This window comes from Actinoplanes octamycinicus (assembly GCF_014205225.1).
Taxonomy (GTDB): domain Bacteria; phylum Actinomycetota; class Actinomycetes; order Mycobacteriales; family Micromonosporaceae; genus Actinoplanes; species Actinoplanes octamycinicus.
The window spans coordinates 8,145,545-8,159,874 of the sequence record NZ_JACHNB010000001.1 but is presented as its reverse complement, the minus strand read 5'-3'; the positions used below and the strand labels follow the sequence as shown (position 1 = coordinate 8,159,874).

The 14,330-nt window shown below is 70.2% G+C and carries 13 protein-coding genes; 12 read left to right on the top strand and 1 reads right to left on the bottom strand.

Annotation, left to right across the window (positions count from 1 at the left end):
- Positions 1 to 45: 45 nt before the first annotated feature.
- Positions 46 to 993 carry an alpha/beta fold hydrolase gene (locus tag BJY16_RS36880; RefSeq protein WP_239177309.1) on the top strand — a complete coding sequence of 316 codons (948 nt, stop codon included), beginning with the start codon at positions 46 to 48 and terminating at the stop codon, positions 991 to 993.
- A gap of 829 nt (positions 994 to 1,822) precedes the next feature.
- A complete protein-coding gene (locus BJY16_RS36875) occupies positions 1,823 to 2,188 on the top strand; it encodes a hypothetical protein (RefSeq protein ID WP_185044176.1) in 366 nt (121 codons plus the stop codon).
- A gap of 214 nt (positions 2,189 to 2,402) precedes the next feature.
- Here BJY16_RS36875 and BJY16_RS36870 read toward each other — a convergent pair whose 3' ends face one another.
- Entirely contained in the window at positions 2,403 to 3,038 is a 636-nt protein-coding gene (locus tag BJY16_RS36870; RefSeq protein WP_185044175.1) for an HNH endonuclease family protein, read from the bottom strand.
- A gap of 755 nt (positions 3,039 to 3,793) precedes the next feature.
- Here BJY16_RS36870 and BJY16_RS36865 point away from each other — a divergent pair.
- From BJY16_RS36865 to BJY16_RS36820, 10 genes are all read left to right on the top strand, one after another.
- Positions 3,794 to 5,014, top strand: coding sequence for a helix-turn-helix domain-containing protein (locus BJY16_RS36865; protein ID WP_185044174.1), 1,221 nt, complete (start codon positions 3,794 to 3,796; stop codon positions 5,012 to 5,014).
- Positions 5,015 to 5,453: 439 nt separating this feature from the next.
- Positions 5,454 to 5,609: a hypothetical protein gene (locus BJY16_RS36860; protein ID WP_185044173.1), complete on the top strand. Its 156-nt coding sequence runs from the start codon at positions 5,454 to 5,456 to the stop codon at positions 5,607 to 5,609.
- Positions 5,609 to 5,779, top strand: a complete 171-nt coding sequence (locus BJY16_RS36855) for a zinc finger domain-containing protein (RefSeq protein WP_185044172.1) — start codon at positions 5,609 to 5,611, stop codon at positions 5,777 to 5,779. Before BJY16_RS36860 ends, BJY16_RS36855 begins: the two co-directional genes overlap by 1 nt.
- A complete protein-coding gene (locus BJY16_RS36850) occupies positions 5,776 to 6,108 on the top strand; it encodes a hypothetical protein (protein ID WP_185044171.1) in 333 nt (110 codons plus the stop codon). The genes BJY16_RS36855 and BJY16_RS36850 overlap by 4 nt, the downstream gene beginning before the upstream one ends.
- 274 nt (positions 6,109 to 6,382) lie before the next feature.
- Positions 6,383 to 7,261 carry a GOLPH3/VPS74 family protein gene (locus BJY16_RS36845; protein ID WP_185044170.1) on the top strand — a complete coding sequence of 293 codons (879 nt, stop codon included), beginning with the start codon at positions 6,383 to 6,385 and terminating at the stop codon, positions 7,259 to 7,261.
- Positions 7,262 to 7,325: 64 nt separating this feature from the next.
- Positions 7,326 to 8,846 (top strand): APC family permease, encoded by a 1,521-nt coding sequence (locus BJY16_RS36840; protein ID WP_373873442.1) that lies wholly within the window; start codon positions 7,326 to 7,328, stop codon positions 8,844 to 8,846.
- A complete protein-coding gene (locus tag BJY16_RS36835) occupies positions 8,846 to 9,448 on the top strand; it encodes a GNAT family N-acetyltransferase (protein ID WP_185044169.1) in 603 nt (200 codons plus the stop codon). The genes BJY16_RS36840 and BJY16_RS36835 overlap by 1 nt, the downstream gene beginning before the upstream one ends.
- Before the next feature lie 1,078 nt (positions 9,449 to 10,526).
- Positions 10,527 to 12,272 carry an Hsp70 family protein gene (locus BJY16_RS36830; protein ID WP_185044168.1) on the top strand — a complete coding sequence of 582 codons (1,746 nt, stop codon included), beginning with the start codon at positions 10,527 to 10,529 and terminating at the stop codon, positions 12,270 to 12,272.
- Positions 12,269 to 13,873: an AfsR/SARP family transcriptional regulator gene (locus BJY16_RS36825; RefSeq protein WP_185044167.1), complete on the top strand. Its 1,605-nt coding sequence runs from the start codon at positions 12,269 to 12,271 to the stop codon at positions 13,871 to 13,873. The genes BJY16_RS36830 and BJY16_RS36825 overlap by 4 nt, the downstream gene beginning before the upstream one ends.
- Positions 13,874 to 13,900: 27 nt before the next feature.
- Positions 13,901 to 14,044, top strand: coding sequence for a hypothetical protein (locus BJY16_RS36820; RefSeq protein ID WP_185044166.1), 144 nt, complete (start codon positions 13,901 to 13,903; stop codon positions 14,042 to 14,044).
- The last annotated feature ends 286 nt before the right edge of the window (positions 14,045 to 14,330 follow it).

Here is a 14,330-nt window from a genome sequence, read left to right as displayed (position 1 = left end):
GCTCCTTTCCCGCGTCTCTTTCGTCGCGTCCCATCTTCGCATACGGTGTTCGCGTACGCTGTTCGCGAATTTGAAGGGCCGCAGACGATGACGCAGTACGCACGTAACGGCGAGATCCGGATCGCCGTCGAAGACCTCGGCGGGGCCGGAGGCCATCCGCTGTTGCTGGTCATGGGCTTGGGCACGTCCCGCTTCTGGTGGCCCGACGGCTTGGCCGCCGAGCTGGTCCGCCGCGGCTTTCACGTCGCCGCCTACGACCAGCGCGACGCCGGGCAGTCCACCCACCTGCCCGCCGCCCGGCACACTGGCCCACCGGTTGCGGCCCTGCTGCGCCGCTCACCGTCGGCCTACACTGCCGAGGACCTCACCGATGACGCGATCGCCGTTCTCGATGCCTTCGGCTGGCAACGCGCGCACCTTTTTGGCCATTCGATGGGCGGTCTCGTCGCCCAGCGCATTGCGATCCGCCACCCCGGCCGGGTACTCAGTCTGACCAGCTCCGCGGCCGTTCCCAGCGACGCCCGCGGCTTGCGCGTCCTGCGCTATCTGCACGTCGCGCCGTTGGTCAAGTTCGCACGCCTGCACTACCCCGCCACCCCGGAAGGCGACCTTGGCCTCGCCGTAGCCCTCGCCCGGATCCTCGCCGCCTCCGGCCAGCGCATCACCGAAGACGACGTACGCGATCTCGTCGCCAAGGAGGCCGCACACCAGGTCACCAGCTTCCGCGACGCCAAGGCGCAAAGCCGCCAGATCGGCGCCGCATGGTCCGGTGGCCCACTGCGCAGGATCACGGCACCCGCCCTGGTCCTGCACGGCGCGCAGGATCCGCTGGTCCGCCCGGGCGCCGCCCGGGACATCGCCGCCGCCGTGCCCTCCGCCCGGCTGCGCATCGTGCCCGACGCCGGCCACTTCCTTTCCCGCGATCTCTGGAGCGTCTACGCCGACGAGGTGCACGCCCTCGCCGGCCGCCTACCGACACGACCCACCGGCTGAACGGTGCCGATCCGCTGCCCTTCCCATGATCACGTACACGGATCCGCCGCAGACAAGGCGCGCACTATCTCAGCCACCCGTCACCCTGCGTGAACGATAGGGCCGACCGGCGACGCCTGAAGGGTCTCGGTCGGGGTGGAGCCAAACTCGCGAACATCGAAATAGGTGAGATCTCGGTGGTGCCGAAACTCAGCGACATCTGGCACCCGAACTCGCGAACAAAACCAGCGGCCGGTAGCACCTCGTGTATGTAGTCGACCAGCTCAGTGACGATCTTTTCTCCCTCGTAAGGGATGAGGTCAGCCCGGAGTTGAGCTACGCATTGGACCGCTCGCACCGAGGCGGTACGTGTAGCGAGATCGACGGCTTGCCGGCCATGGGCGCATGCCTCGTCGATCCTGCCGACCGCCGCTGATGAAGCTAATAGCGCTGTGTTGATGAAGCCGCAGGTCGGCCTGTCGCTAGTCATGATGGCGGACCAACGCCGGAGGGGCTGCTGGACTGGACGGTCACCCTGACCGGGCGGCCGGACGACGGCTGGCTGCTGAGCGAGCTATCCCCGGGGTCGCTCCTCTACTGGGGCATATTGGTTGGTCGCCCGACGGCTTAACGCGTCGTGTCGCTCAGCTCGGCTGGCTGGCGCTGTACTGCGGCACCGGGCTGACCCGACCCGGTCGCCGGGCAGATGGCGGCGCGGTCGCTGCGCGAGGCGGTCCGCGCCGGGGGGTCTCGTCGGCGCCCGGCTACGGCTCACCAGAGAGCGGTCGGACGCCAGCCGGATCTGCCGGATCTCCGGATGGCCCAGGGTCGGCGGCCGTACCCTGCCAAGGTGAGTTCCGTTCAGGCCGACCGGGATGATGTCGCCGCTGCCGCGGCGGTGCTCGACGCGACCGCTACCGCCTGCCGCGAGTACGAGGTGGGCGCGCATGGCGCACTGCGGATCGCCCGCGCCCTCGAAGAGGCCGTACCGGGCTCGACCACCGATCTGGCTGACGACCTGAGCGACGAGCAGAGCGCGTACGAGCGGGTGCAGCCCGAGGCGGTCGGTGAGGTGGTGGCCGAGGTAGCCGAGCGGCTGCAGGCGGCGGTCGAGGATCCGCCTGCGTGGCGAACGCCTGCCGCGTCCGGGTATCGGCCGATGATGCCCGGCAACGCGGTCCAGGACCTTCACCGCTCGGGGGCGGCCGGAGCCTGATTCCGGCCAGGTGCCGCAGGGCCGGGCATCGTTGGCTGCCGGGGTTGAGAGTGCTACGGCGGGGCCGTCGGAGAACCGATCGTTCCCCAGCCGCTTAAGGACCGACACCACTCTGCCAGCGGCTTCCGGGCAGTTCCCGGTGGCCGGGGCCGGTGAGCTGCGTCGTGCCGAAGCCCAGGCGCCCGGAGCCAACATGCGTCTCTGGGTGCTGGTCTCAGGTGGTGCAGGTGTTGAGCATGGTCTGCAGGGCGGTCTTCTCCGACGACTGCAGCTTTAGAGCCCAGTAGTGCTTCACCGTGATCCACATCTTGGCGTAGGTGCAGCGGTAGGCGGTTCGTGGGGGCTGCCAGGTGGACGGGTCCTGGTCGCCTTTGGCTTGGTTGACGTTGTCTGTGACGGCGATCAGCTGGGGCCGGGTGAGGTCGTTGGTGAAGGATTGCCGGCGGCTGGTGGTCCAGGTGCTGGCGCCGGAGCGCCATGCTTCGGCCAGCGGAACGATGTGGTCGATGTCGACGTCGGAGGCGGCGGTCCAGGTCGCGCCGTCGTACGGGGAGTACCAGCTGCCGGCGGTGGCCGAGCGGGTGGAGGTGGTGGTGACGTTGGTGCCGTCGCGTTTGAGGACTGTTTCGCGGGTGTCGCAGCTGCCGGAGATGGTGATCCAGTGCGGGAACAGGTTCCGGTCATAGGTGCCGGCGTTGGCTTCGGCGGCGACGGTCAGTGCGTTGAGCTGGCTCTGCGCGGTCGCTTTGCTGGGGATTGCGGGCGGGGTGGTGGCGGCCGGGCCGGTGATAACCGCGGCGCCGAGGGTTCCGGTGATGATCGCGGCGACAAGGTGCCAGGTACGGCGCATGGGCTCCCATCGGTACTCCGAGTTCGCTCTTGCGAACAACCCCGGAAATAGATAGGAGTAAGTTTGTGGTGGTACAGGTTGCCGCCGGAAGTCCTGGATGCGTCATATGGCTGCCGGGATGGGAAATGGCTTCGCAATACCTAGTCTGGCCCGCTGCGGAGTCGGCTGACTCGGCTGCGGATTCTGACGCTGCGCATCATGCGGGTACCAGGCGGCAGCGTTCGGGTAGTGACGACGAGCAGATGGACGGGCCGTCGGTCTGCTGTCTGCGGTTAGGTCGTTGTCGGCATCGGTGACGGCCACGCTGATTCCTCCGGAGCACCTTCAGCCGGCGCTGGCATGGTCGGCGGTGCAGTCCGCCTTGAGGCGATCGAGGCAGGCGATGCCCGGGAAGACGAGTAGTGCGGGTGAACGGCCGGCAGCCTCTGCAGGATTTCGACCGGTCCGGGCGCCTTTACGGTGGGCTCGTCGCGTGGCTGGTAGGTGCTGGCCTTGACCGGCCTATACACGACGTAGGCCAAACCGTTGGTTTCGTGGGGGTGGGAAACCGGGGGTTCTGCTTGCTGGCCGTGCGAGTTCTGTACTGCGGCGATGCACCTGGGTGCAATCCTTCGTGACCGGTTGATATCGCAGCGCAAGGGGTTGCAAGGTCGAGCATGGATGATAGGCATTGGTCTCCGTCGGAACGGATTCACTCCCCTCGCGCGCGCCGCAGGGCGGTACCGTCGAGGCATCGACCGTGGGAGGGGCACCCCATGACCAGTCCGGACGAGAACCTCTTCGGTATGCGGCTGCGCGCCCTGCGCGAACGCTCCGGCAAGTCCCGGGCGGTCTTGGCTGGGTTGGTCGGCCGGTCACCGGACTGGGTCAAGCACCTGGAGACCGGACGGATCATGCAGCCCCGACTTCCGATGCTGATCCATCTCGCCGAGGCCCTCGACGTCGACGACCTGTCCGACCTGACCGGCACTCCAGGAATTCCGCTGAGCAGTACCACCAAGGCTGCGGTGACCGGAACAGATGTGGTCACCGCGGCGCTGCTTAAGCCGATCACGTCCGCGTACCATGCGATCCCCGTCGCTGAGCTGGTCGGCCGCGTGGACATGGCGTGGCAAACCTGGCACCGAACTTCGACCGAGCGAACCGCGATCGCTGGCGTGTTGCCCGACCTGGTCGCCGTCGCCCGGGCCACCGTGCTGGCGGCTAACGGCCTTGATCAGCGTCGGGCCCGTGTCGAGCTGGCCCGGGTGTACCACTTGGTGCAGCTGCTCAACGCGTACCAGCCGGCCGAGCAACTGTCCTGGCTCAGCGCGGACCGGGCGTTCAGCGCGGCGCAGGAGGCTGACGATCCGGTCGCAGTGGCGATCGCCGCCTGGTACTACGCGCACCTCTACCGCTCCAGCGGCCAGACCGACCTTGCGGTCGACGTCCTCACCGACGCGCTTGGTCAGCTCGAACCCGGCGAGCTACCGGACACCCGCGCGGTATGGGGGCAGGTGCACCTCGGCCTGGCGCTCGCACACGCGAAGGCGGGCCGGGCCGGCGCCGCCTGGCGGCACTGGGATACGGCGGCCGACGTGGCTCGCAGCCTCGGCAGCACCTACCACCATCCCTGGCTGATGTACGGCGTCACCGCAGTGGACATCTACCGGGTGACGATCGAAACGGACTTGGCCCGGTTCGGGGAGGCCGAGCAGGCCGCCAAGAAGGTCGCCCTGCGAACGCTGCCGTCCCACACTCGCAGAGCATTCTTCTTGATCGAGCAAGCCCGTCAGCGCCGGTCGCAGAAGGACGACGTCGGCGTGCTCTACCACCTGGCCAAGGCACTGCGAGAGTCCCACGACACCACCAAGCACCACCCGGTGGCCCGGGCGGCAGTGGCCGAACTGGTCGACCGGCCCGGCGTGGTCGGTGAGGATGCCCGCGAACTCGCGTTGGTGATCGGGTTGGGTGGCGACGGGGGATACGTCGGCTAGGGGGAGAAACTCTCCCTTTCATCAGCTCACCGTCGCCCTACCTTTCCTGGTGCGGCGGCGGGCAGGTGACCAGGAGTTCACCCCGATCGCGAGGCTTGCCCGTTGTCGCCCATAAGCGCGGTGGCGGCCGGTCTCGTCGAGTACCTGGGATTGCGCGGCCGCCATCGCTTCGAGACTGGAGCGGGAGGGCGGAGGCGGGTATGCGCAGCACGGTGATCGGGCACGGTCGGTGCCGGCGGTGGAGGCGTTGCCGGCCGTGGACGGTGGGGTGCAGGTGCGGGGTGGACGCGTATCCGTGCCCGGCTCGGCGGCAGCAGGCCGCGCTCGCCGCGCTGATCCGGAGGCTGCCGTGAAGCGGCCGGTCCGGCGGTCCCGAGTCTGGCCCCTCGACCCGCAGATGGCGGTCTCCCTGCTTGCCAGTGAGTTGCCGGGTTGGGTCGTGAGCTACGCCCCGGCGCTGTGCCTGCCCGGTTGTTCGCCGCAGCGGTGGGTGTATCAGGCGAGCAGGCCCTGGCCCGGGGGCGAGGAGTCGGTGGAGTGCGTCTACCCCGACGAGCTGGTGTGGTCGATCGACCGGTTCTGCGAGGTGTCCTGATGCGCGCCGGCGATCAGCAGATCCACCCGTTCGCGGTGAGCTGTCCGGCGTGCGGCGCCGGCATCGGCCAGCAATGCACCAACCGGATCGCCCGGCGCCCGTTCCTGAGAACCGGCCAGGTTCACGAGAGCCGGCGGCGGCCGGCCATTGCTCTGGTGGTGACACGGTGACCGGGCCGGACGAGACCAGCCTGTCCTGGCGCAACCGGCGGGTGATCGCCGAGCGGCTCGGCTGGCCCGACGAGCGGCTGGACGATTGCGAGCGCCTGGATCGTGAACACCCGGGCTGGTCGGTGACCTGGTGGGACAGCCGCAACGGCGAAGCGGCCGGCTTTCGGGCCCAACACCGCGTGCGCTGGCGCCACTTCACCCACGCAGCCGGCTGCACCGAGGCGGAGCTGGTCGCGGCGATGGCCGCGCAGGACCGCCTGGCCGCCGAGCAGCTCGCCGAGTGGCGGTCACTACGGCCAGCCGGATCGACAGTCATCGGGGCACAGTGAGCGCCGGACCGAACAGATGCCGGGGTGAGCGGCTCACGCTGCAGGAACTGTCCGGCCTGCCCTGCACGCCGTCAACGCCGGTGCACGCCGAGGCGTTCCGGTACTCGCCAGACAGCTCCCGTGCCGTTCCAGCCGGGATGTTCCTGGCCGGGCCGCGTGCCTCCAGGGCGGGGCAGGGAGCGGCGCCTGCCGCTCGTGCACCGCATGCCGTACCCGCTGCTCACACCGTCTCCTCCTATCCGTGTGTCCGTATTCGTTCGGGGGTCTTATGCCTTTGCCTGATCCGTGGGAACACTCCGATCCGCGCCCGTCGGTGTCACCGGGTCGGCACGCCGCCGGCCCCACCCCGTCCGGCTACCCGCCGCAGCCGGTCTTCGACCAGGCCGCGTCGAGACAGACGCAGCAGCTGCCGACCGTGGAGGCGCCCTATGCCGCGGTACCCGGCCATCCGGCCGCCTCCTCCCAGCGCTACAGCCCGGCACCGGCGCGGAAGACGTCGTGGCCGTTGCTGGCCGACGACCTGTTCCGTCTGGCCCATGACGGTGCCCGGCTGCGCGTCGACCGGGACCTCGCCGGTGCCGGGCTGGCCTGTGCGGTGATCGCCGAGCTGGCGGTCACCGGGCATGTCACGGTCGACAACGACCTTCTGGTCGTCACCGATCAGCGGCCGCCGCAGGAGGCGCTCGCGCACACCGTCCTGACCGAGATCGCGAGCCAGCCGCAGCCGTTGCCGGTGCTGGATTGGCTGCGCTACCTGTCCGCCCGCCCCACCGCGCCCACCACGGGCCGGGCTGACATCTACCACCAGGTGGCGCAGCGGCTCGTGCGGTCCGGTGACCTCCTTGAGGTGCCCCGCCGGCGGCTGCTGTTCGGGCCGCCGCGGGTCGTCTACGAGCCGACCAGCAACAACCGGGCGTACTGGGCCTGCGCGCGGTTGAACACCGCCGCCGAGCACGGACGCGAGCTCGACGAGTTCGATCGGGTGCTGGTCGGGTTGTGCCTGTCCACCGGCGTGTACCAGCGGGTGTTCAGCAGCCCGGCTCATGTGATCGACCGGCTCTGCCAGGACAGCCGACGCACCCGGCACCCGGTCCCCGACCTGCTGCGTCACCTCGACCGGCTGGTCAGCAACACCATCACGGTCGGCGTCTGACCAGCCGCCCTCCCACCCCTGGTTCCCCGCTTCTCGGATTCGTCGTCTGACAGGAGCTTCTTCCGTGTCCTATCCCTCTCGAACCCGGCCGGTGAACACCGTCGAGCAGACCCTGGCCGCGGGCCGGCTCGGTGTATGGCCAGTCGTTTTCATGGTGATGGCCGCCGCCGCGCCGCTGACCGTCATCGCCGGCGGTGCCACCACCGGCTGGGCCGTCACTGGCGTGATCGGCATCCCGGTCGGCTATCTGCTCGTTGCCCTGGTCCTGGGTGTCTTCTCGGTCGGCTACGTGGCGATGTCCCGCCAGGTCGTCAACTCCGGCGCCTTCTACACCTACGTCACCCACGGCCTCGGCCGAATCCCCGGCGTCGGAGCCTCAGCGATCGCGGTCGTGGCCTACAACGCGATGCAGATCGGTCTCTACGGCGGCTTGGGCGTGGTCACCGCCGCGTTCGTCGACGCGCACACCGGCTGGGGTACGCCGTGGTGGCTGTGGGCGCTGACCGGCTGGGTCCTGGTCGCCGTGCTCGGGGTCCGGCGGATTGATTTGAACGGCCGGGTCCTGGCCGTCCTGCTGATCGCGGAGATCGCCGTCGCGGTTGTGCTCGCCGGCGTGCACGTCACTCATCCGGCCGCAGGCCACGTCGACCTCACGGCCATCACCCCGGCGCAGCTGCTCACCCCTGGGATCGGCGCGGTTTTGGTCACGGCGATCACCGGCTTCGTGGGCTTCGAAGGCACGGCCGTGTTCTCTGAGGAGTCCAGGGATCCGCAGCGCACCGTCCGCCGAGCCACCTACCTCGCCTTGGCGATCATCGGCGTGCTCTACAGCCTGTGCGCGCTGGCCATGACCGTCGCGGTCGGTCCGGACGCGATTGTGGCCGCCGCGACCGAGCACGGCACCGAACTGATCTTCGACCTGGCCGCCCCGTATCTGCCGTCGCTCCTGCTCATCGTCGGGCATCTGCTGTTCATCACCAGCTTGTTCGCCGCCCTCCTGTCGTTCCACAACACCTGCGCCCGCTACTTCTTCGCCCTCGGCCGCGAAGGCGTCCTACCCCGAGCGCTCGCCCGCACCAGCGTCCGCTCCCGCTCGCCCAAGGTCGCATCGCTCACCCAAAGCGTCATCGCGATCGCAGTGCTCTGCGCCTACGCCTACGCCGGCTGGGACCCGATGATCAACCTGTTCTTCTGGATCACCGTGACCGGTGGGCTCGGCGTCCTGATCCTCATGTTCGTCACCTCGATCGCGGTCGCCGCCTACTTCCTGCACCCCGACAACCGCATCGGGGTCGGCGCCGGCCGCGGCCTGCTCGCGCCGGTCGTGGCCGCCGGGGCACTGGGCTGGATCCTCTACCTGACCGTGCAGCAGTTCAACGTGCTGCTCGGCGTCGCCCCGACCTCACCCTGGCGGTGGATCTTCCCCGGCGGATTCGCGATCGCCGCGCTGCTCGGCATGCTGTGGGCGCTCTGCCTACGCGGCGCCCGGCCCCGCGTCTACGCCGTCATCGGCGCCGGCGCCACCAGGCCGCTGATGGACGCCACCAGCCAGCCGGCCACCCCGAGCGGCCGGTGGGACGCCTGATGGCACCCACTGACATCGCCACCCGCATCCGCCGCGCCACCAGCCAGGACACCACCAAGATCGCTCGGATCCTCGCGGCCGCGTTCCTCGACGGCGACCTCGCCGACTGGCTCGAACCCGACCGCACGGTACGCCGCCGCATCTACCCCGACTACTTCACCATGCTCGCCGAACACGCCACCGCACACGGACACGTCCACCTCATCGACCAGGGCGCCGCCGCGGTCTGGTACGACATCACCGACCAGCCCATCGCCCCGATCACCGACTACGACCAGCGGCTCGCCGCGATCACCGGCACCGCCCTGCCCCGCTTCCAAGCCCTCGACGAAGCGATGCGGCGACACCATCCCCACGGCAGACCACACACCTACCTGGCCCTAATCGCCGTGCGACCCGGCGAGCAAGGCCACCGGCTCGGCAGCACGCTGCTGCAGCACCAGCACAGCCAGCTTGACCAGCAGCACCGGCCCGCCTACCTGGAAGCAACCGGACAGCGCAACAGCGCTCTCTACCAGCGGTACGGCTATGAGCGGCTCACCCCGTACCCGATCGTTCCGGGTGGCCCGAACCTGTACCCGATGTGGCGGCCCCCGACCTGAGTCCGGCGAGGACCGGCGGCACACCGGAACCGAGCGGCCACGCCCGGGGTGTTGCCCAGATTCTCGCCCTCACGGTCAGCGGCACCCTGTCACCGGGTCACCGCTGACCCCGCCACCGCGCGGGCCCCGCCCGCCCGCGCGGTGACCGGCCCCGGGCCCGGCGCCCTACGCGTCGGGCCCGGCCGCCGGGCGCGCATCCCACGTCTCCGAATGCGCACCCGGCACCCGATCGCCCCCGGGCACGTGCGGCCGCCGCACCGCTCGGCTTCTTCACCGGAAAGGGACTTCGATGGCACGGGACCGCCGCTCACACGTGACCGAGGCATGGCCGGCACGGCGCTCGACCGGGGGCACGATCAACCCCTCGGTCGTCGACGATTTCGCTACGAAGAACGCCACCAAATGGGCGCTGATGTCGCAGCAGAACACCGCAGCGACCTCGCCAACGGAACGTGCCAATGGGTCGGACCACCGGCGCACGGGCGAACGTCGGGTGGCGCGATGAGCGGGGAAGGGACGACGGACGGCGACCTGGATCGTGTGCGCTGCTGGCGTCGGGGCCAAGGACCTCGGTTGATGGCCTCCGGTGAGATCACCAAGCGGCTTGGGGTCAGCCGGCAGCGCGTGCAGCAGCTCACCTGCCGCGAGGATTTCCCAGCGCCGTACACAGAGCTGAGCCTCGGCCGGATCTGGCTGGAGTCAGAGATAGAGCTGTGGATCCTGCAGTGTTGGAGGCCGCGAACCGCGAGGTCGGTGGCGAAAGCGTGACGGAAACGAAAATTGACAAATTTAAAATTTGTTAATGGCGTCATCGGTGGTGACGGCGTCAGCGCTCAGGGCGCGTGTTCGGTGACTGCGGGATGTATCTGCAGCGACAGTTCGTTGTGACCGCGCTGCCGTCACGGACGATTTATGGCGAGAAATAGCTCCGATGCCCGCCATTAAGGGGCTGACGCATCGGCGATCATCTGTTTGACTGTCCGTCATGCAGCCCGGCATGCCGCGTTTGGTGATCGATTACGGGACCGCCTGCACTCGCGGAGTTCTGGTCATTCCCGGTCAACCGGCGCAGCCGTTGATGATCGACGGCAGCACGGAACCGACCAGCGCCGCCCATGTCGATCAGGCCGGCCAGATCACCGTCGGCAACGCCGCGTGGCGGCTGGCCGCCACCGACCCGGACGGTTTCGTCGGTGCCCCGCGAGCCGAGCGATCGCCCACCATCACCCGGCACGGCCGCAGCGTCGCCCTCGCCGACCTCGTCGCCGCCACGCTGCGCCTGTTCGCCGCCGAGGCCAACCGGATCCTCGGCAGCGTCCCGGACGACGTCCGGCTCACCGTCCCGGCCGGCTGGGGTCCGCGCCGGCGCACCTGGCTGCGCAGCGCCGCCAACCAGGCCGGTCTCGGCCTGCCGCAGCTGGTCGACGCCCCGATCGCCGCCGCCGACCAGCAGCTGCGCTCCGGCGTACAGCTCCCGGTCGGCGCGTTCGTGCTGATCTGCGACGTCGGCGCAACCACCGAGGCCACTGTCCTGCGCCGCGGCCCGGCGGGTTTCGAGGTGCTGTCCACCCTCGAGGACGCGAACGCCGGCGGCCACGCGATCGACCAGCAACTCGCCGGCGTCCTGGTGCCCGCCGCCGGCGTCGAAGGCGGGACACCGTCGTGGCCGCTGCTGGCGAGCATGCGTACCGGAAAAGAAGCGGTCTCGCACCAGCCCGCCGTGACCGTCCCGCTGCCCCCGCCTGATCCTGCGGTCGTGCTCAACGCTGCCCTGGTCGAGCAGGCCGCCGCCCCGGTCTTGCAGCGGGCCGCGGACCTGGCCGCGGCCGCGGTCGAGGCGGCCGAGCTGACCCCGGCGAACCTGTCCGCGGTCTACGCGGTCGGCGCCGCCGCCGCGATGCCCGCCCTGCGCCCCGCCCTGGAGCAGCGCCTCGGCGTCGAAGTGCAGGTGCCCCCGGCACCCGGCCAAGCCGTAGTCCTCGGCGCCGCGGACGCGACCGCACCGGCAGGCGTGGCCGACGCGGTTGCGGCGCCGCCCGCCCCGCCGCTGCGCCGGATCCTCGGTCTGCTGCTGCCCGGTCTGCTGGCGTTGGGCATGTTCCTGCACATGGTGTTCTCCGCGAACATGAGCGGTTCGCGGGTCCTGCACACCCGGCCGTGGTGGGTCATGGCCAACTACGGTGAGCTGGTCATCTCCTGCCTGCTGGTGCTGGCCGTGTGCCTGGCCGCCGGCCCGTGGCTGGGTGCGGTGCTGGCGCAGGACGAACGGCTGCGCGGCCGGTGGGACGGCCGCGAGCAGCTGTCGGCCGGGCTGGTCGCCGGCACCGTCATCGCGCTGATCGTCGCCACCCTGTTCGCGGTCTGCGCGGCTCTCTACTTCATCTATCCGTATCGGATCCCGCTGCGGTGGGCGCTGCTGCCGATCCTGCCGATCGCGGCGGTCGCCATCACGTTCGCTGTGATCATTCGCCGTCGTCCATACCCGCCGGCCGGCGGTTGGGAGGCGTTCCTGGCCTTCCCGATGACGCCGCTGTTGATCATCGCGGTGGGGGACCTGGTGTTCGCCTACGTGATCAGCTCCTGGTGGGTGTGGGCGCCGCACGTGGTGTACGTGGCCGCCAAGCGCATCGGCGTGGCCTTGATCGGTGTCGGGATCGGCATGCTGCTGGTCCGGGTCGTGCTGCTGCGCGCCATCGCGGCGACCACCCTGGGCGTGTTCGGGTTCTTCATCACCGATTGGCGGCTGCAGAACCCGATCGGTGTCGCAGTCGCCGTGGCGGTGCTGGGCTGGTGGATGCAACGCCTGTGGACGCTGCTGCGGTGATCCGCACGATCCGGGCCGTCGGCGCCCTCCTCGTCGCGAGCATCCTGGTCGCCGGCCCACCGGTGCTGATCGTGGTCGGCCTCACCCACTGGTCGTTGCCGTCCTGGAGCCAGCTGCTCGAAAGCGACCCGGTCACCCCGGCGAAGGCGATCGCGTTGGCCGCCATCCCACTGGGCGGGTTGTGGCTGCTGCTCAGCATTCACCTGCTGCGCCGCGGCTACCGGCACGCCCGGGCCCATCTGAGCCTGCCCCGGCCGGGACGGCTGACCGCGGGATCGGTGGCCAGCGCGGTCGTGGTCGGCGGCTCCGCCGTGGTGGTCGCCGCCCCAGCGGTCACGGCCCCACCGGCCACCGATGCCGCCGCGCAAGGCGTCGACCTGCCCGACGGCGCCGGCTGGGTGCCGGCCGCGGTCGGCCAGGCCGTCGCGACGACCGCCGCCGCGCTCTGGCTGCGCCGCCGCCGCGACTACCGTCCCGCCGCGCCCGGTGAGCAGGACCTGCAGCCGCTGCCGGTCACCGTCACCGCGATCACCGCCGCCACCGACGGCGGCACCGGTCCGGCTGCCTTGCTCGACCCGGGCAGCCTGCCACCCGGCGGTATCCAGCTGACCGGCCCGGGCGCCCGCGACGCCCTGCGCGGTCTGCTGATCACCCTGCTGCTCGCTCACCGCCCGGTGGTGATGACCTGGGCCGACCTCGGCGAGCTGTTCGACGACCCGTACCGCAGCGGGCCACTGCCGGCCGGGCTGCGCGCCGTCGACGACCTCGACGACCTCGCCACCGGCGAGGTCGCGTTGACCCTGCAGGCGCCGACCACCGCGGGCACCTGGGTGTGCACCGGACCCGGCGACGCTGCGACCAGCTGGGAGGTCGCCGCCGACGGCACCGTCAGCCGCGACCGCCGCCTGTGTGTGCTCAACCCGCGCGCCGCCGCGGACCTGTTCACCCTGCTCACCATGGCCCACCCGGCACCACCCGCGCCGGACCCGGAACGGATCTCGGGGGTGGCGCGACTACGCCTGCTCGGCGGCTGGGAACTGACCGTCGACGGCCGCCCGGTCCCGGTGCGCCGCAGCGCCGGCCGTCAGGTCCTCACCTACCTGGCCCTGCACCCCGACGGCGCCACCGGCCACGAGATCATCGCCGCGATCTGGCCCGGCCTGCGCCCCGCCACCATCACCGGCCGCCTGCACGTCACGATCAGCGACCTGCGCAAAGACCTGCGAGCAGGCACGCCCGTCGAACTGTTGCAGCACACCAACGGCCGCTACCGGCTCACCGCCGCAACAGATCTCGACGTACGCCCATGGCGCGCCGCCGTGGCAGCCCTCGACAAGGCCGTCACCGCGGCAGAGCGGCACAAAGCCCAGCGGGCCATCGTCGACGCCTACACCGGCGAACTCGCCGCAGGCTGCGACTGGCCCTGGGTGACCGCCCCACGCGAACGGTTCCGCCGCCAGGCACTCACCGCCTACCTGGACCTGGCCGCCGCCGCGGAACCAGCCGAGGCGCTGGAGCTGCTGCGCGCCGCCATCACCGTCGACCCGCACAACCAGCAGGTCCGCGCCCGTGTGGCTGAACTGGCCGCTGACCGCGCCTGAGATCTGCTCGCCATATCCGGAGCGTCCGTGACCGCGGCCCTGTTGGGCGACTTCGAGCACCGCCAGCTCGCCTTCGACCCCGGCTGGCACCGCACTGCACAACGTGGCGATGAGCCGGTCGCCGGCGTGCAGGGCTGCCTCGATGGCAATGGTGATCTCCGGGTTGGCTAGCGACGCCCGTTTCCGGCTTGTTGATCTGCCCGTGGCTCGCAAGGAAAAGCCGGCGAGCTGTCGATTGGACAGACTGTTGGTGGTACGCAGCCGACGCAACGCGTCGTCCAACACCGAGGTCATCCAGTTTCTCTGCTTGCGATCAGTGCAATGACCTGCGCAAGCCCGGTGGCCCGTCGTCAACGGTACGCCGCTGACGGCCAACAGATGCGGGCTGTTGGGTACGGCGGCTACGGTCACGCCATCACGTTTGTGACCCCTTAGTTCCACCTCGCGGGCTTCGCCG

Bases quoted from the DNA above. Each gene is read 5' to 3' on its own strand.
- BJY16_RS36830 (WP_185044168.1), top strand. From the start codon at position 10,527: ATGATCGACGGCAGCACGGAACCGACCAGCGCCGCCCATGTCGATCAG.
- BJY16_RS36835 (WP_185044169.1), top strand. From the start codon at position 8,846: ATGGCACCCACTGACATCGCCACCCGCATCCGCCGCGCCACCAGCCAG.
- BJY16_RS36855 (WP_185044172.1), top strand. From the start codon at position 5,609: ATGCGCGCCGGCGATCAGCAGATCCACCCGTTCGCGGTGAGCTGTCCG.
- BJY16_RS36865 (WP_185044174.1), top strand. From the start codon at position 3,794: ATGACCAGTCCGGACGAGAACCTCTTCGGTATGCGGCTGCGCGCCCTG.
- BJY16_RS36870 (WP_185044175.1), bottom strand. From the start codon at position 3,038: ATGCGCCGTACCTGGCACCTTGTCGCCGCGATCATCACCGGAACCCTC.